This is a genomic window from Ligilactobacillus murinus DSM 20452 = NBRC 14221, assembly GCF_001591685.1.
Lineage (GTDB): Bacteria > Bacillota > Bacilli > Lactobacillales > Lactobacillaceae > Ligilactobacillus > Ligilactobacillus murinus.
Genome location: NZ_BCVJ01000007.1, coordinates 26,314 through 50,913, shown reverse-complemented (window position 1 = coordinate 50,913; position 24,600 = coordinate 26,314). Strand labels below are relative to the sequence as shown.

40 protein-coding genes and 1 pseudogene are annotated in these 24,600 nt (G+C 40.3%); 1 reads left to right on the top strand and 40 read right to left on the bottom strand.

Translation table 11 applies throughout. From position 1 onward, the window contains the following. Window positions 1–284 precede the first annotated feature (284 nt). The 8 genes from LMU01S_RS02760 to LMU01S_RS02725 form a co-directional block, all read right to left on the bottom strand. On the bottom strand, window positions 285–1,067 hold the full coding sequence (locus LMU01S_RS02760) for a LytR/AlgR family response regulator transcription factor (RefSeq protein ID WP_056959044.1): 783 nt from the start codon (window positions 1,065–1,067) through the stop codon (window positions 285–287). A 13-nt stretch (window positions 1,068–1,080) separates the two neighbouring features. Then, a complete protein-coding gene (locus tag LMU01S_RS02755; RefSeq protein WP_056959045.1) occupies window positions 1,081–2,358 on the bottom strand; it encodes a GHKL domain-containing protein in 1,278 nt (425 codons plus the stop codon). 358 nt (window positions 2,359–2,716) lie between these two features. Continuing rightward, window positions 2,717–3,109 carry a 30S ribosomal protein S9 gene (gene rpsI, locus LMU01S_RS02750; RefSeq protein WP_004050245.1) on the bottom strand — a complete coding sequence of 131 codons (393 nt, stop codon included), beginning with the start codon at window positions 3,107–3,109 and terminating at the stop codon, window positions 2,717–2,719. 13 nt (window positions 3,110–3,122) lie between these two features. After that, window positions 3,123–3,566, bottom strand: a complete 444-nt coding sequence (rplM, locus tag LMU01S_RS02745) for a 50S ribosomal protein L13 (protein WP_004050247.1) — start codon at window positions 3,564–3,566, stop codon at window positions 3,123–3,125. Between the two features lie 151 nt (window positions 3,567–3,717). Further along, window positions 3,718–4,470 carry a tRNA pseudouridine(38-40) synthase TruA gene (truA, locus tag LMU01S_RS02740; protein ID WP_004050249.1) on the bottom strand — a complete coding sequence of 251 codons (753 nt, stop codon included), beginning with the start codon at window positions 4,468–4,470 and terminating at the stop codon, window positions 3,718–3,720. A gap of 9 nt (window positions 4,471–4,479) precedes the next feature. After that, window positions 4,480–5,274, bottom strand: a complete 795-nt coding sequence (locus tag LMU01S_RS02735) for an energy-coupling factor transporter transmembrane component T family protein (protein WP_056959046.1) — start codon at window positions 5,272–5,274, stop codon at window positions 4,480–4,482. Next, window positions 5,267–6,139 carry an energy-coupling factor ABC transporter ATP-binding protein gene (locus tag LMU01S_RS02730; RefSeq protein ID WP_056959047.1) on the bottom strand — a complete coding sequence of 291 codons (873 nt, stop codon included), beginning with the start codon at window positions 6,137–6,139 and terminating at the stop codon, window positions 5,267–5,269. The genes LMU01S_RS02735 and LMU01S_RS02730 overlap by 8 nt, the downstream gene beginning before the upstream one ends. Then, window positions 6,115–6,954, bottom strand: coding sequence for an energy-coupling factor ABC transporter ATP-binding protein (locus LMU01S_RS02725; protein ID WP_056959048.1), 840 nt, complete (start codon window positions 6,952–6,954; stop codon window positions 6,115–6,117). The genes LMU01S_RS02730 and LMU01S_RS02725 overlap by 25 nt, the downstream gene beginning before the upstream one ends. 118 nt (window positions 6,955–7,072) lie before the next feature. Between LMU01S_RS02725 and LMU01S_RS02720 the strand changes: the two genes are divergently transcribed. Next, on the top strand, window positions 7,073–7,576 hold the full coding sequence (locus LMU01S_RS02720) for an NADPH-dependent FMN reductase (RefSeq protein ID WP_056959049.1): 504 nt from the start codon (window positions 7,073–7,075) through the stop codon (window positions 7,574–7,576). Between the two features lie 6 nt (window positions 7,577–7,582). Here LMU01S_RS02720 and LMU01S_RS02715 read toward each other — a convergent pair whose 3' ends face one another. From LMU01S_RS02715 to rpsJ, 32 genes and pseudogenes are all read right to left on the bottom strand, one after another. Next, the gene (locus tag LMU01S_RS02715; protein WP_056959050.1) at window positions 7,583–8,224 is read right to left on the bottom strand and encodes an SDR family oxidoreductase; all 642 of its coding nucleotides are present in this window, start codon (window positions 8,222–8,224) and stop codon (window positions 7,583–7,585) included. A gap of 17 nt (window positions 8,225–8,241) precedes the next feature. After that, window positions 8,242–9,570, bottom strand: a complete 1,329-nt coding sequence (locus LMU01S_RS02710; protein WP_056959051.1) for an FAD-containing oxidoreductase — start codon at window positions 9,568–9,570, stop codon at window positions 8,242–8,244. 242 nt (window positions 9,571–9,812) lie between these two features. Next, window positions 9,813–10,073, bottom strand: coding sequence for a YSIRK-type signal peptide-containing protein (locus LMU01S_RS10790; RefSeq protein WP_225354587.1), 261 nt, complete (start codon window positions 10,071–10,073; stop codon window positions 9,813–9,815). Between the two features lie 233 nt (window positions 10,074–10,306). Then, window positions 10,307–10,690 (bottom strand): 50S ribosomal protein L17, encoded by a 384-nt coding sequence (gene rplQ / locus LMU01S_RS02700; RefSeq protein ID WP_004050261.1) that lies wholly within the window; start codon window positions 10,688–10,690, stop codon window positions 10,307–10,309. Between the two features lie 27 nt (window positions 10,691–10,717). Then, entirely contained in the window at window positions 10,718–11,662 is a 945-nt protein-coding gene (locus LMU01S_RS02695; RefSeq protein ID WP_010688171.1) for a DNA-directed RNA polymerase subunit alpha, read from the bottom strand. A gap of 85 nt (window positions 11,663–11,747) precedes the next feature. Then, window positions 11,748–12,134: a 30S ribosomal protein S11 gene (gene rpsK / locus LMU01S_RS02690; protein ID WP_004050265.1), complete on the bottom strand. Its 387-nt coding sequence runs from the start codon at window positions 12,132–12,134 to the stop codon at window positions 11,748–11,750. 33 nt (window positions 12,135–12,167) lie between these two features. Then, on the bottom strand, window positions 12,168–12,533 hold the full coding sequence (gene rpsM / locus LMU01S_RS02685) for a 30S ribosomal protein S13 (RefSeq protein ID WP_004050267.1): 366 nt from the start codon (window positions 12,531–12,533) through the stop codon (window positions 12,168–12,170). A 25-nt stretch (window positions 12,534–12,558) separates the two neighbouring features. After that, window positions 12,559–12,672 carry a 50S ribosomal protein L36 gene (gene rpmJ, locus LMU01S_RS02680; RefSeq protein WP_003696792.1) on the bottom strand — a complete coding sequence of 38 codons (114 nt, stop codon included), beginning with the start codon at window positions 12,670–12,672 and terminating at the stop codon, window positions 12,559–12,561. A gap of 34 nt (window positions 12,673–12,706) precedes the next feature. Then, the gene (gene infA, locus LMU01S_RS02675; RefSeq protein WP_003689399.1) at window positions 12,707–12,925 is read right to left on the bottom strand and encodes a translation initiation factor IF-1; all 219 of its coding nucleotides are present in this window, start codon (window positions 12,923–12,925) and stop codon (window positions 12,707–12,709) included. Window positions 12,926–13,142: 217 nt separating this feature from the next. Then, window positions 13,143–13,802 (bottom strand): adenylate kinase, encoded by a 660-nt coding sequence (locus LMU01S_RS02670; protein WP_056959053.1) that lies wholly within the window; start codon window positions 13,800–13,802, stop codon window positions 13,143–13,145. 237 nt (window positions 13,803–14,039) lie between these two features. Further along, window positions 14,040–15,332: a preprotein translocase subunit SecY gene (gene secY, locus LMU01S_RS02665; RefSeq protein ID WP_056959054.1), complete on the bottom strand. Its 1,293-nt coding sequence runs from the start codon at window positions 15,330–15,332 to the stop codon at window positions 14,040–14,042. A gap of 3 nt (window positions 15,333–15,335) precedes the next feature. Then, window positions 15,336–15,770, bottom strand: a complete 435-nt coding sequence (rplO, locus tag LMU01S_RS02660; RefSeq protein WP_004050280.1) for a 50S ribosomal protein L15 — start codon at window positions 15,768–15,770, stop codon at window positions 15,336–15,338. 35 nt (window positions 15,771–15,805) lie between these two features. Beyond that, on the bottom strand, window positions 15,806–15,988 hold the full coding sequence (gene rpmD / locus LMU01S_RS02655) for a 50S ribosomal protein L30 (protein WP_004050281.1): 183 nt from the start codon (window positions 15,986–15,988) through the stop codon (window positions 15,806–15,808). 16 nt (window positions 15,989–16,004) lie between these two features. After that, entirely contained in the window at window positions 16,005–16,505 is a 501-nt protein-coding gene (gene rpsE, locus LMU01S_RS02650) for a 30S ribosomal protein S5 (RefSeq protein WP_004050282.1), read from the bottom strand. A gap of 21 nt (window positions 16,506–16,526) precedes the next feature. Then, the gene (gene rplR, locus LMU01S_RS02645) at window positions 16,527–16,892 is read right to left on the bottom strand and encodes a 50S ribosomal protein L18 (RefSeq protein ID WP_029507270.1); all 366 of its coding nucleotides are present in this window, start codon (window positions 16,890–16,892) and stop codon (window positions 16,527–16,529) included. 37 nt (window positions 16,893–16,929) lie between these two features. After that, on the bottom strand, window positions 16,930–17,466 hold the full coding sequence (gene rplF / locus LMU01S_RS02640) for a 50S ribosomal protein L6 (RefSeq protein ID WP_010688174.1): 537 nt from the start codon (window positions 17,464–17,466) through the stop codon (window positions 16,930–16,932). Window positions 17,467–17,497: 31 nt separating this feature from the next. Next, the gene (gene rpsH / locus LMU01S_RS02635) at window positions 17,498–17,896 is read right to left on the bottom strand and encodes a 30S ribosomal protein S8 (RefSeq protein ID WP_010688175.1); all 399 of its coding nucleotides are present in this window, start codon (window positions 17,894–17,896) and stop codon (window positions 17,498–17,500) included. A gap of 31 nt (window positions 17,897–17,927) precedes the next feature. Next, the gene (locus tag LMU01S_RS10225; protein ID WP_004050287.1) at window positions 17,928–18,113 is read right to left on the bottom strand and encodes a type Z 30S ribosomal protein S14; all 186 of its coding nucleotides are present in this window, start codon (window positions 18,111–18,113) and stop codon (window positions 17,928–17,930) included. A gap of 12 nt (window positions 18,114–18,125) precedes the next feature. Beyond that, entirely contained in the window at window positions 18,126–18,668 is a 543-nt protein-coding gene (gene rplE / locus LMU01S_RS02630; RefSeq protein ID WP_004050289.1) for a 50S ribosomal protein L5, read from the bottom strand. A gap of 33 nt (window positions 18,669–18,701) precedes the next feature. Next, a pseudogene (gene rplX, locus LMU01S_RS02625) lies at window positions 18,702–18,914 on the bottom strand (50S ribosomal protein L24); the annotation flags it as partial. Between the two features lie 35 nt (window positions 18,915–18,949). Continuing rightward, entirely contained in the window at window positions 18,950–19,318 is a 369-nt protein-coding gene (rplN, locus tag LMU01S_RS02620; protein WP_004050293.1) for a 50S ribosomal protein L14, read from the bottom strand. A gap of 64 nt (window positions 19,319–19,382) precedes the next feature. Beyond that, window positions 19,383–19,649 (bottom strand): 30S ribosomal protein S17, encoded by a 267-nt coding sequence (rpsQ, locus tag LMU01S_RS02615; protein ID WP_004050295.1) that lies wholly within the window; start codon window positions 19,647–19,649, stop codon window positions 19,383–19,385. Between the two features lie 26 nt (window positions 19,650–19,675). Further along, window positions 19,676–19,870, bottom strand: coding sequence for a 50S ribosomal protein L29 (rpmC, locus tag LMU01S_RS02610; RefSeq protein WP_004050297.1), 195 nt, complete (start codon window positions 19,868–19,870; stop codon window positions 19,676–19,678). After that, entirely contained in the window at window positions 19,860–20,291 is a 432-nt protein-coding gene (gene rplP / locus LMU01S_RS02605; RefSeq protein ID WP_004050298.1) for a 50S ribosomal protein L16, read from the bottom strand. The genes rpmC and rplP overlap by 11 nt, the downstream gene beginning before the upstream one ends. Window positions 20,292–20,294: 3 nt before the next feature. Continuing rightward, complete coding sequence (rpsC, locus tag LMU01S_RS02600; protein WP_004050300.1) at window positions 20,295–20,951, bottom strand: 30S ribosomal protein S3; 657 nt, start codon at window positions 20,949–20,951, stop codon at window positions 20,295–20,297. Window positions 20,952–20,964: 13 nt separating this feature from the next. After that, window positions 20,965–21,312, bottom strand: a complete 348-nt coding sequence (rplV, locus tag LMU01S_RS02595) for a 50S ribosomal protein L22 (RefSeq protein WP_004050311.1) — start codon at window positions 21,310–21,312, stop codon at window positions 20,965–20,967. A gap of 16 nt (window positions 21,313–21,328) precedes the next feature. After that, entirely contained in the window at window positions 21,329–21,610 is a 282-nt protein-coding gene (gene rpsS / locus LMU01S_RS02590; RefSeq protein WP_004050313.1) for a 30S ribosomal protein S19, read from the bottom strand. Window positions 21,611–21,663: 53 nt separating this feature from the next. After that, window positions 21,664–22,497: a 50S ribosomal protein L2 gene (gene rplB / locus LMU01S_RS02585; RefSeq protein WP_004050315.1), complete on the bottom strand. Its 834-nt coding sequence runs from the start codon at window positions 22,495–22,497 to the stop codon at window positions 21,664–21,666. A 31-nt stretch (window positions 22,498–22,528) separates the two neighbouring features. Then, window positions 22,529–22,816, bottom strand: coding sequence for a 50S ribosomal protein L23 (gene rplW / locus LMU01S_RS02580; protein WP_004050317.1), 288 nt, complete (start codon window positions 22,814–22,816; stop codon window positions 22,529–22,531). Beyond that, window positions 22,816–23,439 carry a 50S ribosomal protein L4 gene (gene rplD / locus LMU01S_RS02575; RefSeq protein ID WP_010688178.1) on the bottom strand — a complete coding sequence of 208 codons (624 nt, stop codon included), beginning with the start codon at window positions 23,437–23,439 and terminating at the stop codon, window positions 22,816–22,818. Before rplD ends, rplW begins: the two co-directional genes overlap by 1 nt. Window positions 23,440–23,464: 25 nt before the next feature. After that, on the bottom strand, window positions 23,465–24,088 hold the full coding sequence (gene rplC, locus LMU01S_RS02570) for a 50S ribosomal protein L3 (protein ID WP_004050322.1): 624 nt from the start codon (window positions 24,086–24,088) through the stop codon (window positions 23,465–23,467). 41 nt (window positions 24,089–24,129) lie between these two features. Then, window positions 24,130–24,438: a 30S ribosomal protein S10 gene (rpsJ, locus tag LMU01S_RS02565; protein WP_025086710.1), complete on the bottom strand. Its 309-nt coding sequence runs from the start codon at window positions 24,436–24,438 to the stop codon at window positions 24,130–24,132. Window positions 24,439–24,600: the final 162 nt, after the last annotated feature.

The following is a 24,600-nucleotide window of genomic DNA, read 5'->3' as shown; positions in this document are numbered from 1 at the left end:
TTCTACGTTTTCATTGACAGTTACCTCACTCCAGCTAACCACCAATTCCATAATTTTTTCATAGTAGATCACTCCTTACATTATTCACTTAAAGTTTCATCTACGTCTCCATGATAACTCCAATATGAAACGGATCACTAAAATATTCAAATTTCGCACTTTTCTATCCCTATCTGGTACTGTAAAATTATTCATCTCTATAAATATCACTAAAACATCACAAGCTTTATTTGTCAGTTTTTATTCCTATCTGATAAATTTAATAATGCCTAAGCTTTGCTTCACTACCGTTTTTTCACATTATATTTATCGATCAACTTTTCAATTTTTCTTGAATTCCTTCTAGGAAACACCTCGATATACCCGTCTTTAAATTTTACGGTCCGTAACTTTAGATCGATCTCAACAATGTTGTCTGGATTGGCTAAACATGATTGTGAGATCTTTTCTAAAAATTCATTTTCATCATCGATCCTCTTTATATTCCCCAAGAATTCTCCCTCACTATCGAGCGTAACGATCTTTAATTTATGTGAATGTTCTGTAGTAACAATATAGAGAATATCTCGTATATTTTGATTGATAAGTCTCCGTCCCATTTTATAGCTAAAAGTCTGTTCTCTTACAGTATGTAGCTCTCTAATACGTTTTATCGCTAAAAATAATGCTTCATTTAAACGTTTTTGGTCAAGCTCCGTCTTAGTTATAAAATCCACAGCCCCTATCCTGCGCCGATAAGTCATTGCTGCAAAATTTTCATAGGCTGTAATAAAGATGATCTGTGCATTTAGATCTTTACTTTTGATAAATTCAGCCAGATCTATACCATTTTGACCATCGGCTTTGCCTAGATCGATATCCAAAAAATATACTCCACTGTCTATGTACGTATTATTCAAATAATTTACAACTTCTTGATAGCTAGTAGTCACTAATACTACTTCACAGGTTTTATCCTTACTATCCGGCGAATCTTCCAAAGACCAAACAGCTCTATTTACAAAACCATATAAATTTTTTAACTGAACTTGATCATTTTCACAAACCACTATCCCATAAGTTTCCATAAATTTATCCCCCTTATTTGACCCTAACACTCATATAAAACGTAAACCAACCATCAGATATATGATATTCCACTAAAATAACGTCATACTTTTTTTTAATATCCTCAATATTAGCTAATCCCAAACCACTATGCCCTTTTTTAGTCGTAAAGCCTAATTTCTTTAGCTCTAAAATCGACTTTCCAGTATCGTTAAATCGATTTTTTATTTCAAATTCTAGTTCACCTTCCTTACTATATACCATTGATTTAACTTTTGCCCCATTTTTTAATATCAAACTTGCTTCAATAGCATTATCATAAGCGATACCTAGAATTCGGATAATATCAAAAGTGATATCTTTAGCTGGTAATTGCTCTACCAAAGTTTGACATTCAAAAGTATTTTCGATATTTTGTTGAAACATAATATTTAACTTGCTTATCAATAAACTCTTTAATAAGTCATCTCTGACATTATCAATATCGTTAAACTGCCATAAACCTTTATTGTCTAAATAAAAATTCGAATACTTTTTCAATCTTGCGATCAATTCTTTATCATGTCTATCTTGAGCACTTAATTGCAAACTTATTAACATATTTCGATAATCATGTTTGAACTTGCATAAATTTTTTTGATTTATTTCAAGTTGTTTTGTATATATTTTTAAGTTATCTAATTGTTGTAAGAATAATTTATCTTTTGCTACTTTTTGGATAGTAAGATATAAATAGATCGCAAAAAAAAGTTGGACTATAAAAAAAAGCATCAATATGAGAAAAGCTACCATTTCTGACTTTATAAAGTAGACCATATAGTTTATACCTAAAAAGGTCATGTATATATACACCATTAACCCAAAATACACTTTACCATTTTCTCGATCTAACAGTCGGATAATTGGTGTCTTCATGATAGTTAGATATATGGCCATGTACGCTACTATATCAAAAAAAATCATTTGGACTATACTATGTTCTATCCCAAAAGAAAATGTGATCAAAAACATTAGAGACTCTACCATATACGAGATAGAACCGATAATTAGCAACCGGCCTAAAGTTTGATGATCTTTTGGTCTTTTGCGATAGATCAAATATAGTAATGTTATTTCTATAAATTGCTCTAGCACATTTCCCCAAGATATATATACCAACGTTAGTACTGGGACCGTAAGACAAAAGTATAGCATGTTCTCTTTTAGGCTACGTCTTTTAAGCGCTACCTTTAAAAAGATACAATAGCCAAAACTGATCCCAATAATTACATTCATTAGGTAAAAATATTCCCACATCGCTGTATTTTTCATTTATACGATCCCCCCTTTTAATAAACATCTGTTTCCCCTTTAAAGTAGGTAATTTATCACCAACTATCTTCTTAGCTTTGCATCCATGTTTTCACCCTGAATTATACTACAAAAAATATTAATCTGAAGATTGATTTTTTGCTAGATATATGCTCCTAAATATCTTAAGGGCTCTACAGTGAGTGTTACATATATTTAAAGACACGAACAGTTTAAAAAAACAGCCTTAACTATTTTTTGGTATCCACTTTTTTCTAACTTTATTTGACAATTCCGAAATAAAAATCTAGGTCAATACAAAAAAACGCATCCCCCACCAAAGTGAGAAATGCGTTTGAAACGTTGATATAACGCGATATTAACGTTTTGAGAATTGTGAAGCTTTACGAGCCTTCTTAAGACCTGGCTTCTTACGTTCTTTCATACGTGCATCACGAGTCAAGAGACCTGCACGTTTCAAGACACCGCGGAAGTCTGGATCTACTTCAAGTAAAGCGCGTGCGATACCATGACGTGTAGCGCCAGCTTGACCTGAGAAGCCACCACCGTTAACGTTTACCAATACGTCATATTGGTCTTTTGTTTCTGTGGCAACGAATGGTTGAGCCATAACTTCGCGTAAGTTTGCAAATGGAATGTATTCTTCTGCAGATTTGCCGTTCATTGTGATCTTACCTGTACCTGGTACCAAGATCACACGTGCAACTGAGTTTTTACGACGACCTGTGCCGCGATATTGTACTTGTGCCAAATTCGTTTTCCTCCTAGATTAAGTTTGTGATGTCTAATACTTCTGGGTTTTGAGCAGCATGCTTGTGTTCTGCACCACGGTAAACGTGAAGCTTCTTAGCTTGTGCACGACCAAGAGTACCCTTTGGAAGCATACCTTTAACAGATAATGCGATCAATTTTTCTGGATCCTTTTCACGGTAGTCACCAGCTGTACGTTCCTTCAAGCCACCTGGATGGTTTGAGTGATGGTAATAGATCTTATCTGTTGCTTTACGACCTGTCAAAGCAACTTTTTCTGCATTGATGACGATCACAAAGTCACCTGTATCAACGTTTGGTGTGAAAGTAGGCTTGTTCTTGCCGCGTAAAACAGATGCTACCACTGTGGATAAGCGTCCCAAAGGAACATCTGTTGCATCTACGACATACCATTTACGTTCTACTTCGCCTGGTTTTGCAATATATGTTGTACGCACGTTTATTTCCTCCATTTAATGTATACATGTTTGACAAACAATAAGATTAACGGGGCTTACTGTGGGGCAAACAATACCAAATACTATATTACGATTTTTTTTAGGTATAGTCAATTATAACTTTCAATAAATCGTAAAATCAAGCCATATTTTATTCATAATATACTTTCTTCAGATAAAGTCCACTTGCCGGTGCTGTTTCCCGACATTCATTGCGGTCTTTGACTTCATACAACCGCAAAAAATCATGAACTGGTCGCTTACCATTGCCGATCTCAAGCAAAGTTGCGACCATGATCCGCACTTGATTATACAAAAAGCCGTTGCCGTAGAATTCAAAGATCACTTCATTGTTTTCTTTGTCTTCTCTGACAGTAGCCTCATAGATCGTCCGGACATGATCTTTAGTTTGACTGCCAGAAGCTACAAAACTTGAAAAATCATGCGTTCCTACGACATCGGGCATGGCTTCTTCTATCCGCTTGATATCAAGGGGATACTTGTAATGTCCCGTGTAGAAACGTTTGAAAGGATCGGTAAACCATGAACGGCTGACACGATACATATAGCGCTTGCCGTGGGTGGTAAAGCGGGCATGAAAGTCATCACTGACGATCTTGCAGTCGATGACCTCACAATCAAGGGGCAGCATTGAATTTAATCCCTTGAGCATCCCTTCTGGTGAGATATCATGGGGAAAATCAAAGTGAATGACTTGCCCCAAAGCATGAACACCCGAATCAGTGCGCCCAGAGCCATAGATCGTGATATAGTCGTCAAATTTACTCATCTTATTGAGTGCTTTTTCTAGGACTGATTGCACGGTCCGTTGCTTTGGTTGGGCTTGAAAGCCTGCAAAATTAGTGCCATCGTAGGCTAAAGTTATCATATAACGCTTCGTCATTAAAATTCCTCAATTTCTCAAAAATATCAAGGCGAGAGTCACTAGGAAAAAGAAAACTAAAGCTAGCGTATCTTGTAAATGCCAAACTTGCACCCGATACTTGCTTCGCCCTTCTCCTCCACGATAACCTCGCGCTTCCATCGCAGTTGCCAGATCTTCGGCCCGCGTCAAGGCACTGACAAATAGGGGGATCAATAGTGGGATCACTGCCTTTATCCGGGAGATCAAACTGCCCTCGCTAAAATCGACCCCACGTGAACGTTGGGCATTCATGATCTTAGTCGTCTCATCCATCAAAGTCGGCACAAAACGCAACGCGATCGATAACATCAAGGCGATCTCATGCACTGGGACCTTTAATTTCTTTAATGGTTGCATCAACGATTCAGTTGCATCCGCGATCGCAAGTGGTGTCGTTGTCACAGTCAAAAGAGTCGACATAAAAATGATCAAGACAAAACGACAAAAGACATAAAAACCATTGACTAAGCCAAACTGTGTCAAAGTCAACGGGCCAAACTGCCAATAAGTCGGGCCTCCACGTGTAAAAAAGACCTGCAAAAGGACCGTAAATAAGATCAGCCAGATCAACGGCATGACCCCTTTGACAAAATAGCTCAGGTCGATCTTTGAAAGTAACACACTAAGCAAGGTCACGATCCCTAATAACAGATATGATTGCCAGTTGTTACATAAAAAGATGATCAAGACAAAATAAAAACATAAGATCATTTTGACGCGGGGGTCAAGGCGATGGACCAAAGAATCACCTTGAATGTAACGTCCAAGTAACAGTTTATCCATTTTCTCCCTCCGCTTCTTTTATTTTTGTCGCTAAAACTTTTGCTAATTCATGTTCAGTTAACGGTAACTGAGCAAATTCCATCCCCCGTTCAACTAATCGCTGCGCAAAAGCGGTCGTTTGTGGCAAGTTTAAATGATGTTTTTTTAGCCAGCCTGGATCTGAAAAAAGCTCTGCCGGCGTTTTATCGGCGAGCAAGCGCCCTGATTCCATCACTAAAACTTGATCAGCAAAATTAGCTACATCATTCATTTGATGGGTCACTAAGATGATCGTCAATTTTTCTTTTTCATGAAGTCGCTTGAACAATGCCATCATTTCGGCACGTCCACTTGGATCTAAGCCTGCAGTTGGTTCATCTAAAACTAAAACTTTAGGTGACATCGCCAAGATCCCTGCGATCGCGACCCGACGCATCTGGCCCCCAGAAAGCTCAAAGGGCGAACGCTCTAGCACACTTTCATCTAAATTGACGAGTTGGGCTTTTTCACGCGCGATCTTTTCGGCTTCTTGCTCGGTCGCACCAAAATTTTTCGGCGCAAATGCGATATCTTTTAAGACCGTCTCTTCAAATAGTTGGGCTTCGGGAAATTGAAACACGAAACCAACTTCTTGGCGCAACTTAGCTAACTCTTTATTTTTAGTCGCTGGCGTGATCACCTGCCCATTGACCGTCAAACGACCACTGGTAGGCTTTAAAAGTCCATTTAAATGCTGTAACAAGGTAGACTTTCCACTCCCAGTATGTCCAACAATAGCAGTAAAACTTTGATCTTTGATCGTAAAGCTTACGTCTTTTAGGGCTTGTTGGGCTAAAGGGGTCGCGGCTTGATACGTATAGCTTAATTTTTCAAGTTGAATTGCCATAACCAGTCCACCAATTCCTTTTCTGTCAAATATTTTTTTGGTACTTTGATCCCCAACTTAGCTAGCTCATGCTTCAACCGTTCAGGATAAGGCACATCTAACCCTACTTTACTCAATTCATTTCCTCGAGTAAAGATATTTTCTGGCGTGTCATCATCGATCACTTTACCTTTCTCTAGCACAATGATCCGATCAGCCAAGGCGGCTTCATCGATATCATGTGTGATCGAAATAACGGTGAAGCCTTCTTCCTTATTCAAACGTCGCATTAAAGCAACTAACTCTGCTCGGCCCTCGGGATCAAGCATACTAGTCGATTCATCAAAGATCACGATCTGGGGTCTGATCGCTAAGACGCCTGCGATCGCAACACGTTGCTTTTGTCCCCCCGAGAGACGAACTGGTTCGTGTTTGGCAAAAGCTTGCATGTTGACAGCTTCTAAGGCTTCTTTTACTCGTTGATGCATTTGCTCATAGGAAACGCCCCGATTTTCTAAGCCAAAAGCCACATCGCCTTCAACATCTGCGCCTACAAATTGATTATCCGGATTCTGAAAGACCATCCCGATCTGGTCTCTGATCGCCCAAATGTTTTCTTCATTCAAGGGAAGGCCGGCAACGGTTATCGTCCCCTCAGTTGGCGTCAATAGCCCATCGAGCAATTTAGCCAAAGTGCTCTTGCCACTTCCATTATGACCGATCAAAGCGACCCATTGTCCTTGTTCGATCGTTAAATCGATCTGCGACAATGTCTTTTGTTGACTCTCTTCATCGTACGCAAAGCTAAGATCTTTTATCTCAATAATTGCACTCATTTAGCTTCCCCCACTGAAATTTTAGTTGCTAGTCTGCAACCCTTTAGGAATAATATACCACATTCTCACGTTTTTATTTGCCAATCTGAGATTTTACTTCTAAATTTAAAGTTACGAGGTGAAATTCTATGAAAAAATTGGGATCATTATCGGCAGTACGCGTCCTGGGCGACGAAGTTCTTTGATCGCTGAATGGTTCGCTAAAAATCTACCTCAAGCTGAACTAACCTACGATATTATCGATCTAGCTGATTTTGACTTACCCTTCTTAGATGAAAGTGAAATGCCCCAAACTAGTACTTACCATCATGAGACGACTAAACGCTGGAGTGAAAAGATCGCCACTTATGCAGGCTTTATCTTCATCGTTCCTCAATATAACTGGGGCTATCCTGCCGTCTTGAAAAATGCACTTGACTATCTCTATCGCGAATGGCAAGATAAACCAGCTTGCTTGGTCACTTTTGGCGGACACGGGGGCTCTCAAGCCCAGATCGCCTTACGCTTAGTCATGCAAGGGCTCAAAATGCCTGTGCTTTCGGTAGCACCGATGATCACACTTTCGCCAAGTGCAATTAAACTAACTAAAAAGCCGACCAATTACGGTCGACTTTTTAGTTAGCCATTGTTATACGCTTGCCAAAGCTTGCTCGATCGGGGTATCACCACTACTCATCATGATAACTTTTTTGCGCGTGTTGTCATGTTCTAAGATCTCCGCTAAGGTCAAAGCCACATCTGGGATCGGATTTTTGGAAACTTTATTTGCTCCAACTGTGATCTTACCTGTACCAGGTTCTTCAGTCAGAGCGGTTGGTTGTAAGATCGTATAATCTAAGTCCGTGTTATGCACCAGATAGTGGTCTGCAAAGAATTTGGCAATATTATAATCCATGATCTGAGCCAAACCATCTTCATACCAAAATTCTGGTTCTAAAGCATGTAATGAGCTCAACATGATATAACGTTTGATACCATTCAACTCAGCAGCTTGCATCGTCTTAACGGCACCAAAGGCATCAGTTTGTAAGAGATCTTTACCACGTGAACCAGCTGTAAAGTAGATCGCATCTTGTTGACCGATCAACGCTGCCAATTCTTCTTTTGAAGCATGCAAGTCTAATTTGACGGCCGTCACTTGGGGAGAATCTTTCAACAAGACATTTTCAGGATGACGTGCAGCTGCGGTCACTTGATGTCCCTTAGCCACTAGATCTTTGACCAATTCTGATGCAACTCGACCTGTAGCACCGACTACAAAAATTTTCATTTTTGCTTTACCTCACTTTATTTTAAAACATCATTGAGTGCTTCACTCATTGTTGGATGGGTATAGATCTGATCACGCAACATTGTGTATGGTAATTTAGCATTGAGCGCTAAACTGAGCAAATTGATCAGCTCGTGTGATTCCTTAGCATAGATCGTAGCCCCTAAGATCAAGTCCGTTTCAGGATCAACTAAAACTTTAAAGAGTCCACGTGTATCCTTTAAGACCCGTGCCTTAGGGATAGCTGCAACTGGCAACTTGAAGAGCTTATATTCGACTCCTGCTGCCTTAGCCTCTTTTTCATTTAAACCAACTTTAGATAGTGGTGGTTCAATAAAGACACTATAAGGAACATTTTTCCGATCACTGATCCGACGTTTGCCAGCCCCAAAAAGTTCATCTTTAACGATCCGGAAATCATCTAAAGAGATATAGGTAAATTGAAGCCCGCCTTTGACATCGCCAAGTGCCCAAACACCAGGGACACTGGTATGCAATTGATCATCAACGATCACTGCCCCACGGTCATCCAATTTGATCGCGGTATTTTCTAAACCTAGATCACTGGTCCGAGGTTTACGTCCAGTCGCAGCTAAAACTTTATCCGCCGTTACTGTATGTTCACCGTCTTTTTCGTAGACGATCTCAACTTTATCCTCAAGGTCATAAACTTTTTTGATCTTGACCCCCAACTTGAAATCGATCCCCAAAGCACTCAAGTCATCAAAGACCATTTGGGAAATATCATCATCTTCTCTTGAAATAAACTTATCTGAAGCATCCAAAACAGTGACTTTAGCACCATAATTAGCAAACATGCTAGCAAATTCAAGCCCGATGTAACCAGCACCAATGATCACTAATTCTTTAGGCAGATCGCTTTGATCCATAGCACCAGTTGAATCCAATAAATACTTGCTGTCAGCTAGACCTGGGATCGGCAATATCACTGGTTCAGCCCCAGTATTGATAAAGATCCGTTCCCCTTCAAAATCTAGTGTCTCACCAGCCGGCGTCGTTACTGTAACTACATGGTCTGACTTAAATTTAGCTGTCCCATCTAAAACACGCACAGTCGGCTCATCGGCTAGCATATGGTAATTCTTATCACGTAAGAAAGCTGTCATCTCATTTTTTCCGACTACAGCTTGATCAAAAGCTGTTTTTTTCTCGGCCTCAATGATCAAACGCTTTGAGGGCAAACAGCCAATATTGATACATGTCCCACCATACATCTGAGCAGAACGTTCGATCACTAAAACTTCTTCACCTTTACTTGCCAATGTTTTAGCTAAGGTCTTTCCACCCTTGCCAAAACCAATAACGATATTTTTTACCTTTTCCATTTTCATTCCCACTTTCTATTCGGGTCTCTACTATTGATTATACAAAGTTTAGCGAACTTGTCACACAATATGCTTACATTTTGTAAGTTTTTTATTTAACTCCTTTCACTGTTGACGTTACCGCTTTCTTTTTTCAAATGCAATTATTTTATCTCAGACAAAAAGCTCATTGTTGCACATTTTTTTACGCCTGATAATTAATAAGTAAGTTCTAACAAATTTAATTGTTCTTTCTTACGTTTTCAGCACTTGTTGGAGTTATCAGCTAAGAACTTGTCTACCAGATAAGTTGCAAAGATCGTCCCAACTAAAACAGAGGCTGCGCCAACACTTAACTTCTTGGTCTTAAATTTTTGCTTGTTAGAAAGCAGCTTTTGCCTTCGTCTACCCTTTACGTTATTTATTCTATAATCCAATATTAAATTTTTATTAATCCAAAAAAACGATTTAAAACATTGCGCTCTAATTATTTCGGTAAATAAGCAAATTAAGTTAACAAACATTATTATTTTTAGCAAAATAAAAAGAGCACTCCAAAGAGCACCCTTAAATAAATCGATCCTACCCGAAGATCAGTCTAAATGAAAATAATAAAAAAATCACTTTTTATAACGAAGGTTTCACAGATCCAATATCTGCTACTTAGGACTAGACTCGGTTTTACCCAACATCGTAACGCCCAGTTATCGCTATAAAAGTGACACTAGTTATATTCGTCGCTAATAATTAATAAAAATTAGTCGACCAATTCAAGAACAGCCATCTTAGCTGCATCGCCGCGGCGTTCGTTCATCTTGATGATACGTGTGTAACCGCCGTTACGGCCTTCAAAACGAGGTGCAACTTCTTCAAACAACTTTTGTAATGCTGTTTGAACAACTGCCTTATCGCCATCTTCTTTGACGTCTGCAACAACATCCATCATGAATGCAGCAGCACGACGACGAGAAGCTAAATCACCTTTTTTACCCAAAGTGATCATCTTTTCAGCAGTCTTACGTACTTCTTTAGCACGTGTTTCTGTTGTAACGATACGACCGTTAACGATCAAGTCAGTTGTCAAGTTGCGTAACATTGATTTACGGTGTGCGCTTGTGCGACCTAATTTACGGTAAGCCATGAACAGTTCCCTCCCTTAAATTTTATATTAGTCATCATGACGTAATGACAAGCCAAGATCTGCCAATTTAGCCTTAACTTCTTCCAAGGACTTGCGACCAAGGTTACGTACCTTCATCATGTCTGCTTCAGACTTGTTAGTCAAAGCTTGCACAGTATTGATACCAGCACGCTTCAAGCAGTTGTATGAACGTACAGACAAGTCAAGTTCTTCGATTGTCATTTCAAGCATTTTTTCTTTATGTGTTTCTTCTTTTTCGACCATGATCTCAGCATTCTTAGCTTCATCTGTCAAATCAACAAATAATGTCAAATGCTCTGTTAAGATCTTAGCGGACAAGCTGATCGCTTCACTTGGTGTGATCGAGCCATTTGTCCACACGTCTAACGTTAATTTATCATAATCATTTTTTTGACCAACACGTGTTTTTTCTACTTGGTAGTTGACACGTTCGATCGGGGTATAAATTGAGTCGATTGGTAAAACGCCAATAGGCATATCTTCAGCCTTAGCCTTGTTTTCCGTTGCGGAAACATAGCCTCGACCCTTGTTAGCAGTCATTCTAGCATGGAACACAGCGCCATCAGCCACAGTACAAATATATTGATCTGGGTTGAGGATTTCTACATCACTGCTACCTTGAATGTCACCGGCAGTAACTTCTTTTGGCCCAACAACATCAAATTCTAAAGTTTGAGAATCTTCAGAATCAAGTTTAAGTGCGACTTTCTTTAAGTTCAAGATGATCGCTGTCACATCTTCTAAAACACCTTTTACAGTGGAGAATTCATGTAACACACCATCAATTTGAACATCAGTGATCGCTGCACCTGGTAAGGAAGAAAGTAAGATACGACGTAAAGAGTTACCTAAAGTTGTACCATAACCACGTTCAAGCGGTTCAACGACGAACTTACCGTAATCTTGACCTTCTTCGATTTTATGAATTTTTGGTTTTTCAAATTCGATCATTCTTATCTTTACCCCTTTCAAAACGTTACGTGTAATCTGGTTGAAAACATTATGAGTCTATCCTCAAAATGAATACTGATCCACATTAAACACGACGGCGTTTTGGAGGACGGCATCCGTTATGAGGAACTGGTGTAACATCCTTGATAGATGTAACTTCAAGACCTGTTGTTTGAAGCGCACGAATAGCAGCTTCACGACCAGAACCAGGACCTTTAACTGCAACTTCAACAGTCTTCATGCCATGATCCATTGCACCCTTAGCTGCTGCTTCAGCGGCCATTTGGGCAGCAAATGGAGTAGACTTACGGGAACCCTTGAAGCCTAAAGAACCTGCTGATGACCATGCTACGGCGTTACCATGAACGTCTGTGATCATAACAAGTGTGTTATTGAATGTTGAATGAATATGTGCAACACCGCTTTCGATATTCTTCTTTACACGGCGCTTACGAGACTTTTTAACTGCCATGAAATAGCTAACCTCCTTTTTAGATTATTTAAATTATTTCTTCTTACCTGCAATTGAAACTGCTGGGCCTTTACGTGTACGCGCATTGTTCTTCGTGTTTTGACCACGAACTGGTAAATGACGACGATGACGTAGACCACGGTAAGAGCCGATTTCGGAAAGACGCTTGATGTTTAAAGAAACTTCACGGCGAAGGTCACCTTCTACCTTGTAGTTATCAACAACAGCACGGATCTTGTCTTCTTGATCTGCTGTTAAATCGCGAACGCGAACGTCTTCTGAAACACCTGCTTCAGCTAAGATCTTCTTAGCTGTTGTATTACCGATTCCGTAAATATAAGTTAAGCCGATAACGATACGCTTGTCGCGTGGTAAATCGACACCTGCAATACGAGCCATTACAATTACACCTCCTGATTAATTATTATCCTTGACGTTGTTTGTGCTTTGGATTATCGCAAATAACCATAACGCGACCTTTGCGTTTGATAACTTTGCAATGTTCGCACATTGGTTTAACTGATGGTCTTACTTTCATGAATTATACCTCCTAAATATTTTTGAAGTACAATCTATTTAAAGCGATAGGTAATGCGACCCTTAGTCAAATCATAAGGGGACATTTCAACAGTAACCTTGTCTCCTGGTAAAATACGAATATAATGCATGCGGATCTTACCGGAAACGTGAGCTAAAATCTCATGTCCATTTTCAAGTTCAACTTTGAACATCGCATTTGGCAACGTTTCTTTGATCGTACCCTCAATTTCAATCACATCATCTTTCGCCACGCAAAAGTACCTCCTTAAATTGGTTTTAAAACTTTACACGTAAAAATGTGAGAAGCTTTTTATGGAGTCCCACCTTTTTCCGCAAGTTCCGTTTGCTCAAAATGGCAAACTGAGCCTATTGAAAAGATAAACCTAAATTATCATATCATAGTGTCAAGCTGGATGCAAGCACTATTTTAAAAAAATGACAATCCAGGTGTATCTTTTTTATTTGATTTTAGTTGATTTGATCTAAAATAGCCTTGATATCAGCAAAAACTTTGTCGATATCTTGGTTACCATCAACTTCATGCAAGATACCTTGTTTCTTGTAGAAGTCTAATAATGGTGTGTTCATCTTGATATTAACATCAAGCCGGTTCTTAACTGTTTCAGGTTTGTCATCTTCACGTTGATAGAATTCGTGTTCACCACAACGATCACAAGTACCTTCGACCTTAGTTGGGTTAAAGATCTTGTGGTAAGTTGCGCCACAGTTACGGCAGATATAACGGCCTGTCAAACGTTCCATCAAAGATTCTGGGTCAACATGAATGTTGATCACACAGTTCAATGGTTTACCTAATTGAGCCCCGAATGTTTCTAAAGCTTCAGCTTGTGCCATGTTACGTGGGAAACCATCAAGCATGTAGCCATCATTAACATCATCTTTGGCTAAACGTTCTTTAACGATACCGTTCGTTACTTCATCAGGGACAAGTTCACCCTTATCTATGTAACTTTTAGCCTCGATCCCCATTGGAGTATTGTTCTTCATTGCTGCACGGAAGATATCCCCCGTGGAAATGTGTGGAATGTGATATTGGTCCACGATCTTTTCAGCTTGGGTACCCTTACCCGCACCTGGCAGACCCATCAACATAAGATTTAATGCCATTGTAAAATGCTCCTTTATACTTCAAGATTACGTTTTGAACTTTCCCGTTTTATATAACCACAAATACATCGTGATCACCAAGGTATGTCATACCTAGCTCGGTTTAAACGTCCATATTGATTATACCACTAAATAGCCGTAAAAATAAGGACTTACCTGTGCTAAAATGCATCCATGCTCTATATAAAAAACAACAAGCAAAGTTGAGCAACTTTGCTTGTTGTCAATGTCAGTTCATTATTCTCTGATAAATCCGATATATTCACGTTTCATCATCATACCATTCAATTGACGCATTGTTTCAAGAGTTACCCCTACAACGATCAAAAGACTAGTACCACCTAGACCGATCGATTCATTCAAGCCCCAAACAGCCGAAGCCACTAATGGGATCAATGAAACGAGCCCTAGGAAAAGTGAACCTACTGAGCTCAAACGCATCAATAAGCTTGAAACATACTTTTGTGTTTCCCGCCCTGGCCAAACAGAAGGAATATAGCTTCCTTGTTTTTGCAAGTTCTCAGCCAATTTTTCAGGGTTAACTTGCACAAAGGCATAAAAGAACGTGAAGACAACAATAAGGACTGTATACAAGATCATACCTGGTACAGTTTGCATATTGAACAAGTTGCTCATAATGATGTACCAATTATCTTCCGAGTGATTTTGTGTAAATAACATCAAGATCGTTTGCGGAGTTGCGATAAATGAGCTAGCAAAGATAACTGGAATAACCCCAGCTACGTTCACTTTCAATGGTAAATATGAACTCTCTGAAGCACCAGCGAGGCGTCTTGTATATTGGATCGGAATCTTATAGTTAGCTTGTTGGACATAGGTCACGAAGGTAACGATCGCCAAGATAGCTAATAATAAGATGACAATATATAAGATCGGTTGCCACAAGTCTGAGGCACCTTGGAATTCTTCAACAAATACTTGACGAATACCATCTGGAACACGGGCGATGATCCCCGCCATAATGATCATTGAGATCCCATTGCCGATGCCACGATCAGTGATCATATCACCTAACCAAGTCGTAAACATCGTACCACCAGTCAAGATCAACCCGATACTGATGTATGTTTGCGGACTTGGATCTTTCACCAAGTTCAAACTACTCATATAGTTGAACCCAGCTGTAATCCCGATTGATTGTATAAACGCGAGCACAATGGTCAGATATCTAGTCCACTGATTTAACTTGCGCCGTCCGACTTCACCTTGTTTACTCCATTCAACAAATCGTGGAACAATGTCCATTTGTAATAACTGAACAACGATCTGAGCGGTAATATATGGAGAAACACCCATTGCTAAAATGGAATAGTTAGTCAAACCGCCACCGCTAAAAGTGTTCAAGATACTAATTAACCCTGAAGACGCAACACTATTCAATGCTTTAGCGTTGATCCCAGGGACAGTGATATACGTGCCTAAGCGAAATACAACCAAGACACCTAAGGTAAATAAGATTTTATTGCGAATCTCTTTTACAGCAAAGGCGTACTTTAGTGTCTTAAGCATGTATTACATCACCTCTGCTTGACCGCCTGCTGCTTCGATGGCTGCTTTAGCGCTGGCAGAGAACTTATTAGCTTTAACAGTTAATTTCTTGTTCAATTCACCATTACCTAAAACTTTAACACCATCTTTTTCATTCTTAACGATACCAGCTTCCACCATCAATGCTGGTGTTACTTCTGCACCGTCTTCGAATTTGTTTAAAGTTTCTAAGTTTACAATAGCATATTCCTTACGGTTGATGTTATTGAAACCACGTTTTGGCATACGACGGAACAATGGCATTTGTCCACCTTCAAAGCCCAAACGTACTTTGCTACGAGCCTTTTGACCTTTTTGGCCACGACCTGCAGTTTTACCGTTACCGGATGAAGTACCACGACCTACGCGGTTACGTACTTGGCGTGAGCCTTCAGCTGGCTTTAATTCATGTAATTTCATTAGGGTTGGCACCTCCTTATTTATCTAAATAATAATTATTTAGCCAATTCAACGTCCACTAAATGATTGATCTTGCGAATAGCACCGCGCATTGCAGCGTTGTCAGGAACGACAACAGAGCTGTTTACACGTCCAAGGCCTAAGCCCTTAACGATTTCGCGTTGATTTTGAGGACGTCCGATGACAGAACGAACTAAAGTAACTTTTAAGTTAGCCATGAATTTGTCCTCCTTATTACTCTGCTAAGTGTTGAACAGAAACGCCACGTAAAGCAGCAACTTCTTCAGCACTCTTCATGTTAGCTAAACCATCCATTGTTGCACGAACAACGTTGATTGGTGTGTTGGAGCCTAATGATTTACTTGTAACATCAGCAACTCCGGCGAGTTCCATAACGGCACGAACAGCACCGCCAGCAGCAACCCCAGAACCAGCTTCAGCTGGCTTAAGTAAAATACGACTACCGCTGTATTGACCGAGAACTTCGTGAGGAAGTGTTGTTCCGACCATTGGAACTTTAACTAAGTTCTTACGAGCAGCATCAACAGCCTTACGGATAGCTTCTGGAACTTCTTGAGCTTTACCTGTACCGAAGCCCACGTGGCCATTATGGTCACCGACGATCACTAAGGCAGCAAAGCGAAGACGACGTCCACCCTTAACAACTTTAGTGATGCGGTTGATCGCAACAACGCGATCTTCTAAATCTAATTGAGCTGGATCAATAAAAGTCATAAACGTTATTTCCTCCTTTTCCTAAAAGTCTAAGCCGTTTTCGCGAGCAGCTTCAGCCAAAGCTTGCACACGACCATGATAAAGGTATCCGCCACGGTCAAATACAACTTCTTTGATACCCTTGTCTGCAGCACGTTTAGCAACTAATTCACCAACAGCACTTGCTTGAGCTGTCTTTGTACCAGCGCTAACTTCACTGTCTAAAGTAGAGGCACTGACCAGCGTCACACCCGCTACGTCATCAATAACTTGAGCGTAGATGTTTTTGTTTGAACGATAAACATTTAAGCGTGGGCACTCAGCAGTACCAGAGATCTTACCACGAACACGTGTATGGCGCTTTTGACGCGTCTTATTCTTATCTGGTTTTGAAATCACTTTTTTCACCTCTTAGTTTTATTTAACAGCAGATCATGCTGCAAGATTATTTACCAGTCTTACCTTCCTTACGACGTACATATTCGCCAACGTAACGAATACCTTTGCCCTTGTAAGGTTCTGGTGCACGAGTTGCACGAATGCGAGCTGCGCAATCGCCAACATCTTCTTTGTTGATACCAGAAACGATAATTGATGTAGCTGATGGAGTTTCAAATTTGATTCCATCTTCTTCTTCAAATTCAACAGGGTGAGAGTAGCCCACGTTTAACACGAGCTTCTTACCTTGCATTTGAGCACGGTAACCAACACCACGAAGTTCAAGTTCTTTCTTGTAACCTTCTGTTACACCAACGACCATGTTATGGAAGTTAGCACGGGTTGTACCATGCATTGCTTTAGCTTTTTTGTCATCGCTTGAACGTTCAAATGTTGCAACGTTACCATCGATGTTGATCTTGATAAGATCAGAGAATTCACGAGTTAATTCACCTTTAGGACCTTTTACAGTCACAACGTTTCCGTCTTGTTTTACTTCAACGCCTTCAGGCAATTCAACTGCCTTATAACCAATACGACTCACGAGATGGACACCTCCTTTTGAACTTTATATATTACCAAACGTAAGCGACTACTTCGCCACCGATTTTCTTAGCGCGAGCATCTTTATCTGTCATAACACCTTCAGATGTTGACACGATAGCGATACCTAAACCGTTAAGAACCTTAGGCACTTCGTCAGCTTTAACGTATGAGCGTAAACCTGGTTTTGAGATACGACGAATACCAGAGATAACGCGTTCGTTGTTTTTACCGTATTTCAAGAATACACGGATGATACCTTGCTTGTCATCTTCAATGTATTCTACATCACGAACAAATCCTTCGTTCTTAAGGATTTCAGCGATGTTTTTCTTCATTTTTGAAGCAGGAACTTCTACAGATTCATGCTTGACCATGTTAGCATTACGAATACGTGTCAAGAAGTCTGCAATAGGATCTGTCATTGCCATGTTATTGCCTCCTTTTCCTTGTTAATATGGACTACCAGCTAGCCTTTTTCATGCCAGGGATTTGACCCTTATGAGCAAGTTCTCGCAGGCAAACACGGCATAACTTAAATTTACGATATACAGAATGAGGACGACCGCAACGTTCGCAACGTGTGTATTCTTGTGTTGAGAACTTAGCTGGGCGCTTATTCTTTGCTACTTGTGACTTTTTAGCCAATGTGAAACCCCCTTATTTAGCGAATGGCATTCCAAGTTGTGTCAAAAGTTCTTTGGATTCTTCGTCTGTGTTAGCAGTTGTAACGATAACGATATCCATACCACGAACCTTGTTAACATTATCAAAATCAATTTCAGGGAAGATCAATTGTTCGCGTACGCCCAATGTGTAGTTCCCGCGGCCATCAAATGCACGCTTGCTTACACCATGGAAGTCACGCACACGAGGCAATGAAACTGAAACTAATTTGTCCAAAAATTCGTACATACGTTGTCCACGTAAGGTAACCTTGGCACCGATTGCCATACCTTCACGTAAACGGAAGCCAGCGATAGATTTCTTAGCGCGGGTAATAACTGGTTTTTGACCAGAAATAAGCGTAAGTTCTTCCACAGCTTCATCCAAATTTTTAGCATTGCTTACAGCATCACCAACACCCATGTTGATAACGATCTTATCAACCTTAGGTGCTTGCATGATTGATGAGTAGTTGAATTTTTCCATCAAGGATGGAACGATTTCATTAGTATATTTTTCTTTTAAACGGTTAACCATGAAGAAAATATCCTCCTTTCTCGACTATTCACTGATTTTTTTAACGTTAGAAACATGAATTGGTGCTTCCATTTCAACGATCCCACCGTTTGGGTTTGCGTTGTTAGGTTTTTGATGCTTCTTAACGATGTTTACACCTTTTACGATCACACGATCATTTGCTGGGAAAGCCTTGATAACAACGCCTTCTTTACCTTTGTCCTTACCAGCGATAACTTTAACTTTGTCATTGCTCTTGATGAACATTTTCTCTGCGCACCTCCTTGCCAAATAGACGGATATTATAATACTTCAGGTGCTAAGGAAACGATCTTCATGAAGTTTCCGTCACGTAATTCACGTGCAACAGGTCCGAAAATACGTGTACCCTTAGGTGACTTGTCATCACCGATGATAACAGCAGCATTTTCATCGAACTTGATGTATGAACCGTCAGCACGGTGTGCACCAGATTTTGTACGAACAACAACAGCCTTGACAACATCGCCTTTTTTGACAACGCCACCTGGTGTTGCTTGTTTAACAGTAGCAACAATAATGTCACCGATATTAGCAGTCTTCACACGGGAACCACCCAAAATCTTGATAACCAAGATTTCGCGGGCACCGGAGTTATCAGCGACTTTCAAACGACTCTCTTGTTGGATCACAGTATGTGACCTCCTTTCGCTATTAGATAGATCAGAATACGAATGCTTTGTTAGTTATCGGAAATTAGATAATAACTGCTTTTTCAACGATTTCTAATAAACGGAAACGTTTTGTAGCTGACAACGGACGTGTTTCCATGATCTTAACAATATCGCCAACTTTAGCTTCATTGTTTTCATCATGTGCCTTGTATTTCTTAGAATACTTAACACGTTTACCGTAAACTTTATCGTTCACGTAAGTTTCAACAACAACAGTGATTGTTTTTTCCATTTTGTCAGAAACGACACGTCCTTGATAGACTTTGCGTTGGTTACGACCTTCACTCATGCGCGATTAGCCTCCTTTTCGTATTCTTATTTGTTCAATTCTTGTTGACGCAACGCAGTCTTGATGCGTGCGATCGTTTTACGAACTTCTTTCAAGCGTGCGGTGTTTTCTAATTGACCGGTAGCTAATTGGAAGCGTAAGTTAAATAATTCTTCTTTGAATTGCTTTTCTTTTTCGAGCATTTCAGCAGTGGTTAATTCATTAATTTCATTAATCTTCATTTGATTCGCCACCTACCTCACGTTTTACAAACTTAGTCTTGACTGGGAGTTTGTGGGAAGCTAAACGCAATGCTTCACGAGCAACTTCTTCAGAAACACCACCAATTTCAAACATGACCTTGCCACGTTTTACAGGAGCTACCCAGCCTTCTGGAGCACCTTTACCGGAACCCATACGAACACCAATAGCCTTAGCTGTGTAAGACTTGTGAGGGAAAATCTTGATCCAAACTTTCCCACCACGCTTCATGTAACGAGTCATAGCAATACGAGCAGCTTCGATTTGACGGTTTGTGATCCAATGTGAATCAGTAGCTTGTAAACCGAATTCGCCGAATGTTACTTCCTTACCGCCTTTTGCTTCACCACGCATTTTACCGCGGAATTCACGACGGTGCTTTACACGTTTTGGTACTAACATAGACTATTTCCCTCCTTTACCGTTATTTTTCTTTGTTGGCAATACTTCACCACGGTAGATCCAAACTTTAACGCCCAATTGGCCGTATGTTGTTGTAGCTTCTACCCATGCGTAATCGATATCAGCACGTAATGTATGCAAAGGAACAGTACCTTCTGAGAATTGTTCGATACGGGACATATCAGCACCGTTCAAACGACCAGCAACTTGAACCTTGATACCTTTTGCGCCAGCACGCATTGTACGTTGGATAGCTTGTTTCATTGCACGACGGAAAGCAACACGGTTTTCCAATTGTTGCGCAATGCTTTCACCAACTAATTTTGCTTCTAAGTCAGGCTTCTTGATTTCCACAATGTTGATGTGTACTCGCTTGCCTGTCAAGTTGTTTAATTCTTTACGAAGCTTTTCAACTTCAGAACCGCCTTTACCGATGACCATACCTGGTTTTGCAGTATGGATAGAAATGTTAACACGCTTTGCAGCACGTTCGATCTCTACGGTAGAGACAGCAGCGTCGGCTAATTTCTTTTCGATGTATTCACGGATGTGTAAGTCTTCGTGTAAGTTGGAAGCAAAATCTTTTTCAGCATACCATTTTGCATCCCAGTCACGAATGATACCGACACGTAACCCGGTTGGATTTACTTTTTGACCCACGCGTTATCCCTCCTTATTTAACAGATACCACAACTGTAATGTGACTTGTACGCTTGTTGATTGGGGAAGCAGAACCCTTTGCACGAGGACGGAAACGCTTCAAAGTTGGTCCTTCGTTAACATAGGCTTCGCTTACATAAAGATCTTCAACATCTAAGTCAAAGTTGTTTTCTGCGTTTGCAACAGCAGATTTCAAAACTTTTTCGATTAAGTAAGCACCAGATCTTGGTGTGAACTTCAAGATACCGAATGCTTCAGCAACGTTCTTACCACGGATAAGATCGATCACAAGACGTGCTTTACGTGCAGGGATTCGAACTGTCTTGGCAGTTGCTTTTGCTGATGTTACTTGTTCAGCCATGATTTATCCTCCCTTATTATTTCTTGCCTGTCTTCTTATCGTCTGCGGCATGACCATGGAATGTACGTGTTGGCACGAATTCACCTAATTTATGACCGACCATATCTTCTTGGATATAAACCGGCACATGCTTACGACCATCATATACTGCGATTGTGTAACCAATAAAGCTAGGGAAAATCGTGGAACGACGTGACCATGTCTTGATCACTGATTTCTTTTCTTGATCAGCTTGTGCTTCGACCTTTTTCATCAAGTGTTCGTCGACGAAAGGTCCTTTTTTCAAACTACGACTCAAAGTATGTCCTCCTTTCGGAACAATAATCGCATAAAATTTACGCGATTAGGAGATTATTTCTTTTTACGACTACGTACGATAAATTTATTTGACTTAGCTTTCTTAGAGCGAGTCTTAAGACCTGTAGTCTTCTTACCCCATGGAGACATTGGAGATGGACGACCAACAGGAGCTTTACCTTCACCACCACCGTGTGGGTGATCGTTAGGGTTCATTACAGAACCACGGCTTTGTGGACGCTTGCCCAACCAGCGGGAACGACCAGCTTTACCGATGTTGATAAGTTCGTGTTGTTCGTTACCAACAGCACCGATCGTAGCACGGCATGTAACTAAGATCATACGAACTTCACCAGAAGTCAAACGAACGATCGCATACTTGCCTTCTTTACCAAGTAATTGAGCTGATGTACCAGCAGAACGAACCAATTGGCCACCCTTACCTGGTTTTAATTCGATGTTGTGGATAACTGTACCAACTGGAATGTTTTCCAATGGCAATGCGTTACCAACTTTGATATCAGCATCTTTACCGGATTGAATTTTTTGGCCAACTTCAAGGCCTTTTGGTGCAAGGATGTATGATTTAACACCATCAGCATAAACAACTAATGCGATGTTAGCAGAACGGTTTGGATCATACTCGATTGCTTTAACTGTTGCAGGAACATCGTCTTTAATACGTTTGAAGTCGATCAAACGGTATTGACGTTTGTGTCCACCACCACGGTGACGAACTGTGATATGACCGTAAGAGTTACGACCAGCTGTCTTACTCTTGGATGCAAGCAAGGACTTTTCTGGGGTTGTTTTTGTGATTTCAGCGAAATCTGAACCAGTCATATTACGACGACCGTTAGAGGTTGGTTTGAATTTTTTGATCCCCACTATATTTCCCTCCTATGATTAATTTAAAATTTTATTCTTCGTTGAATAATTGAATATCTTTTGATTCTGGTTTCAAAGTAACGATAGCTTTACGACGCTTACGTGTGTAGCCTTCGTAACGACCCATGCGTTTCTTTTTACCTTTAACGTTCATGATGTTAACTTTAGCAACTTCAACTTCAAAGATGTCTTCAACAGCATCTTTAACTTGTGTCTTGTTAGCACGTAAGTCAACTTCAAATGTGTAGCGTTTGTTGTCCATTTCATTCATAGAAGCTTCTGTGATGATAGGACGTAAGATTACATCGCGTGATTCCATTATGCAAGAACCTCCTCTACTTGAGAAAGAGCTCCTTTTGTGATGACCATCTTGTCGCTGTTTACGACGTCTAATACGTTCAAGCCTTTAGCTGGGATAACTGTTACGTTAGCTAAGTTACGTGCAGCTAATGCAGCTTTTTCGTTGTCATCTTCAAGAACTACTAAAACTTTGGATTTAACATCTAAGTTGTTCAAAACTTCTGCAAATGCTTTTGTCTTTGGAGCGTCGAAGTTCAATGTTTCAACAACTACCAAGCTATTGTCCAATACCTTTTGAGAAAGGACGGAGCGGATAGCCAAGCGACGCACTTTACGTGGAAGCTTGTAAGCATATGAGCGAGGTGTAGGACCGAATACGGTACCACCACCAACCCATTGTGGTGAGCGGATAGAACCTTGGCGAGCACGACCTGTACCCTTTTGACGCCATGGCTTACGACCACCACCGCGAACAGCACTTCTGTTCTTAACTGCGTGTGTACCTTGACGAAGTGATGCACGTTGCATGATCACAGCATCAAAAACAACACTTTCATTTGGTTCGATACCAAAAACTGCATCGTTCAATTGAACATCGCCGTTTTGTGTACCGTCTTGATTAAATAATGCTACTGTAGGCATGTGTATTTTTCCTCCCTTCCTCTAATTATTTAACTGTACTCTTAATTGTAACGAATGACTTGTTAGCGCCTGGTACGTTACCCTTGATCAAAAGTACGCCGTTTTCTGTATCAGCTTTAACGATTTCCAAGTTTTGGATCGTAACTCGTTTGCCACCCATACGTCCTGGTAATAACTTACCTTTCATAACACGGTTGATGATAACACCCATCGAACCTGGTCGACGGTGGTAACGGGAACCGTGAGCCATTGGTCCACGACTTTGACCCCAACGTTTGATGTTACCTTGGAAACCATGTCCCTTGGACGTACCTGTTACGTCTACGATGTCGCCTGCTTCGAACAAGTCTGCCTTGATTTCGTCACCGACTTTGTATTCTCCAAGCTCAACATCGCGGATTTCACGAACGAAGCGCTTAGGAGCAGTATTTGCTTTTGCTGCATGACCCTTAGCAGGTTTGTTAGCATTCACTTCACGTTGGTCATCAAAACCTAATTGAACAGCTTCGTAACCGTCGTTTTCAACTGTTTTAACTTGTAATACAACGTTAGAACCAACTTCAACAACTGTTACAGGAACTAATTCGCCGTTTTCAGTGAAGACTTGTGTCATACCTACTTTTTTGCCTAAGATTCCTTTAGTGGTCATGAGTACACCTCCAATTAATTTTTATAGTTTAATGTAATTTATTATAATTTGATTTCGATATCAACACCAGATGGTAAGTCAAGTTTCATCAATGAATCAACTGTCTTTGGTGTAGGATTTACGATATCGATCAAACGCTTATGTGTGCGCATTTCAAATTGTTCACGAGAATCTTTGTATTTGTGTGGTGAACGAATAACCGTGTAAATTGTACGTTCCGTTGGCAACGGAATAGGACCGGAAATTTGAGCACCTGTTCTCTTAGCTGTTTCCACGATCTTGTCAGCGGATTGATCTAAAATGCGGTGTTCGTATGCTTTCAAACGAATACGAATTTTTTGTTTTGCCATTATGTTACCTCCCTCGTCTATTTTAAAAATAAGACTAGCTCCGTGAAAATTCCCGTCACGCCTGTGGCAAAGCTCCCGGGTGTGTCGCAACCTTTCACATCATAGCTCATTTAAAATATAAAACAACTGAATTATGCACTTGTCCCTTGCACAAGTACTTTT

Coding starts and splice junctions, on each gene's coding strand:
- rplC (WP_004050322.1), bottom strand. CDS start 24,088: ATGACCACTAAAGGAATCTTAGGCAAAAAAGTAGGTATGACACAAGTC.
- LMU01S_RS02725 (WP_056959048.1), bottom strand. CDS start 6,954: ATGAGTGCAATTATTGAGATAAAAGATCTTAGCTTTGCGTACGATGAA.
- LMU01S_RS02715 (WP_056959050.1), bottom strand. CDS start 8,224: ATGAAAATTTTTGTAGTCGGTGCTACAGGTCGAGTTGCATCAGAATTG.
- rplV (WP_004050311.1), bottom strand. CDS start 21,312: ATGGCTGAACAAGTAACATCAGCAAAAGCAACTGCCAAGACAGTTCGA.
- rplW (WP_004050317.1), bottom strand. CDS start 22,816: ATGGAATCACGCGATGTAATCTTACGTCCTATCATCACAGAAGCTTCT.
- rplP (WP_004050298.1), bottom strand. CDS start 20,291: ATGTTAGTACCAAAACGTGTAAAGCACCGTCGTGAATTCCGCGGTAAA.
- LMU01S_RS10790 (WP_225354587.1), bottom strand. CDS start 10,073: ATGTTTGTTAACTTAATTTGCTTATTTACCGAAATAATTAGAGCGCAA.
- LMU01S_RS02710 (WP_056959051.1), bottom strand. CDS start 9,570: ATGGAAAAGGTAAAAAATATCGTTATTGGTTTTGGCAAGGGTGGAAAG.
- LMU01S_RS02670 (WP_056959053.1), bottom strand. CDS start 13,802: ATGGCATTAAATCTTATGTTGATGGGTCTGCCAGGTGCGGGTAAGGGT.
- rpsK (WP_004050265.1), bottom strand. CDS start 12,134: ATGGCAGTTAAAAAGTCTCGTAAGCGCCGTGTAAAGAAGAATATCGAA.
- rpsJ (WP_025086710.1), bottom strand. CDS start 24,438: ATGGCAAAACAAAAAATTCGTATTCGTTTGAAAGCATACGAACACCGC.
- LMU01S_RS02755 (WP_056959045.1), bottom strand. CDS start 2,358: ATGAAAAATACAGCGATGTGGGAATATTTTTACCTAATGAATGTAATT.
- LMU01S_RS02695 (WP_010688171.1), bottom strand. CDS start 11,662: ATGATCGAATTTGAAAAACCAAAAATTCATAAAATCGAAGAAGGTCAA.
- rpsE (WP_004050282.1), bottom strand. CDS start 16,505: ATGACTTTTATTGATCCAGCTCAATTAGATTTAGAAGATCGCGTTGTT.
- rplD (WP_010688178.1), bottom strand. CDS start 23,439: ATGCCTACAGTAGCATTATTTAATCAAGACGGTACACAAAACGGCGAT.
- LMU01S_RS02760 (WP_056959044.1), bottom strand. CDS start 1,067: ATGGAAACTTATGGGATAGTGGTTTGTGAAAATGATCAAGTTCAGTTA.
- truA (WP_004050249.1), bottom strand. CDS start 4,470: ATGACGAAGCGTTATATGATAACTTTAGCCTACGATGGCACTAATTTT.
- rpsH (WP_010688175.1), bottom strand. CDS start 17,896: ATGGCAATGACAGATCCTATTGCAGACTTCTTGACACGTATTCGTAAT.
- LMU01S_RS02730 (WP_056959047.1), bottom strand. CDS start 6,139: ATGGCAATTCAACTTGAAAAATTAAGCTATACGTATCAAGCCGCGACC.
- rplO (WP_004050280.1), bottom strand. CDS start 15,770: ATGAAATTACATGAATTAAAGCCAGCTGAAGGCTCACGCCAAGTACGT.
- LMU01S_RS02735 (WP_056959046.1), bottom strand. CDS start 5,274: ATGGATAAACTGTTACTTGGACGTTACATTCAAGGTGATTCTTTGGTC.
- rplE (WP_004050289.1), bottom strand. CDS start 18,668: ATGGTTAACCGTTTAAAAGAAAAATATACTAATGAAATCGTTCCATCC.
- rplQ (WP_004050261.1), bottom strand. CDS start 10,690: ATGGCTTACCGTAAATTAGGTCGCACAAGCGCACACCGTAAATCAATG.
- rpmJ (WP_003696792.1), bottom strand. CDS start 12,672: ATGAAAGTAAGACCATCAGTTAAACCAATGTGCGAACATTGCAAAGTT.
- rpmD (WP_004050281.1), bottom strand. CDS start 15,988: ATGGCTAACTTAAAAGTTACTTTAGTTCGTTCTGTCATCGGACGTCCT.
- rpsQ (WP_004050295.1), bottom strand. CDS start 19,649: ATGAGTGAAGGTCGTAACCAACGCAAAGTCTATCAAGGACGTGTCGTT.
- rpmC (WP_004050297.1), bottom strand. CDS start 19,870: ATGAAGATTAATGAAATTAATGAATTAACCACTGCTGAAATGCTCGAA.
- rpsM (WP_004050267.1), bottom strand. CDS start 12,533: ATGGCTCGTATTGCAGGTGTCGATTTACCACGCGACAAGCGTATCGTT.
- secY (WP_056959054.1), bottom strand. CDS start 15,332: ATGCTTAAGACACTAAAGTACGCCTTTGCTGTAAAAGAGATTCGCAAT.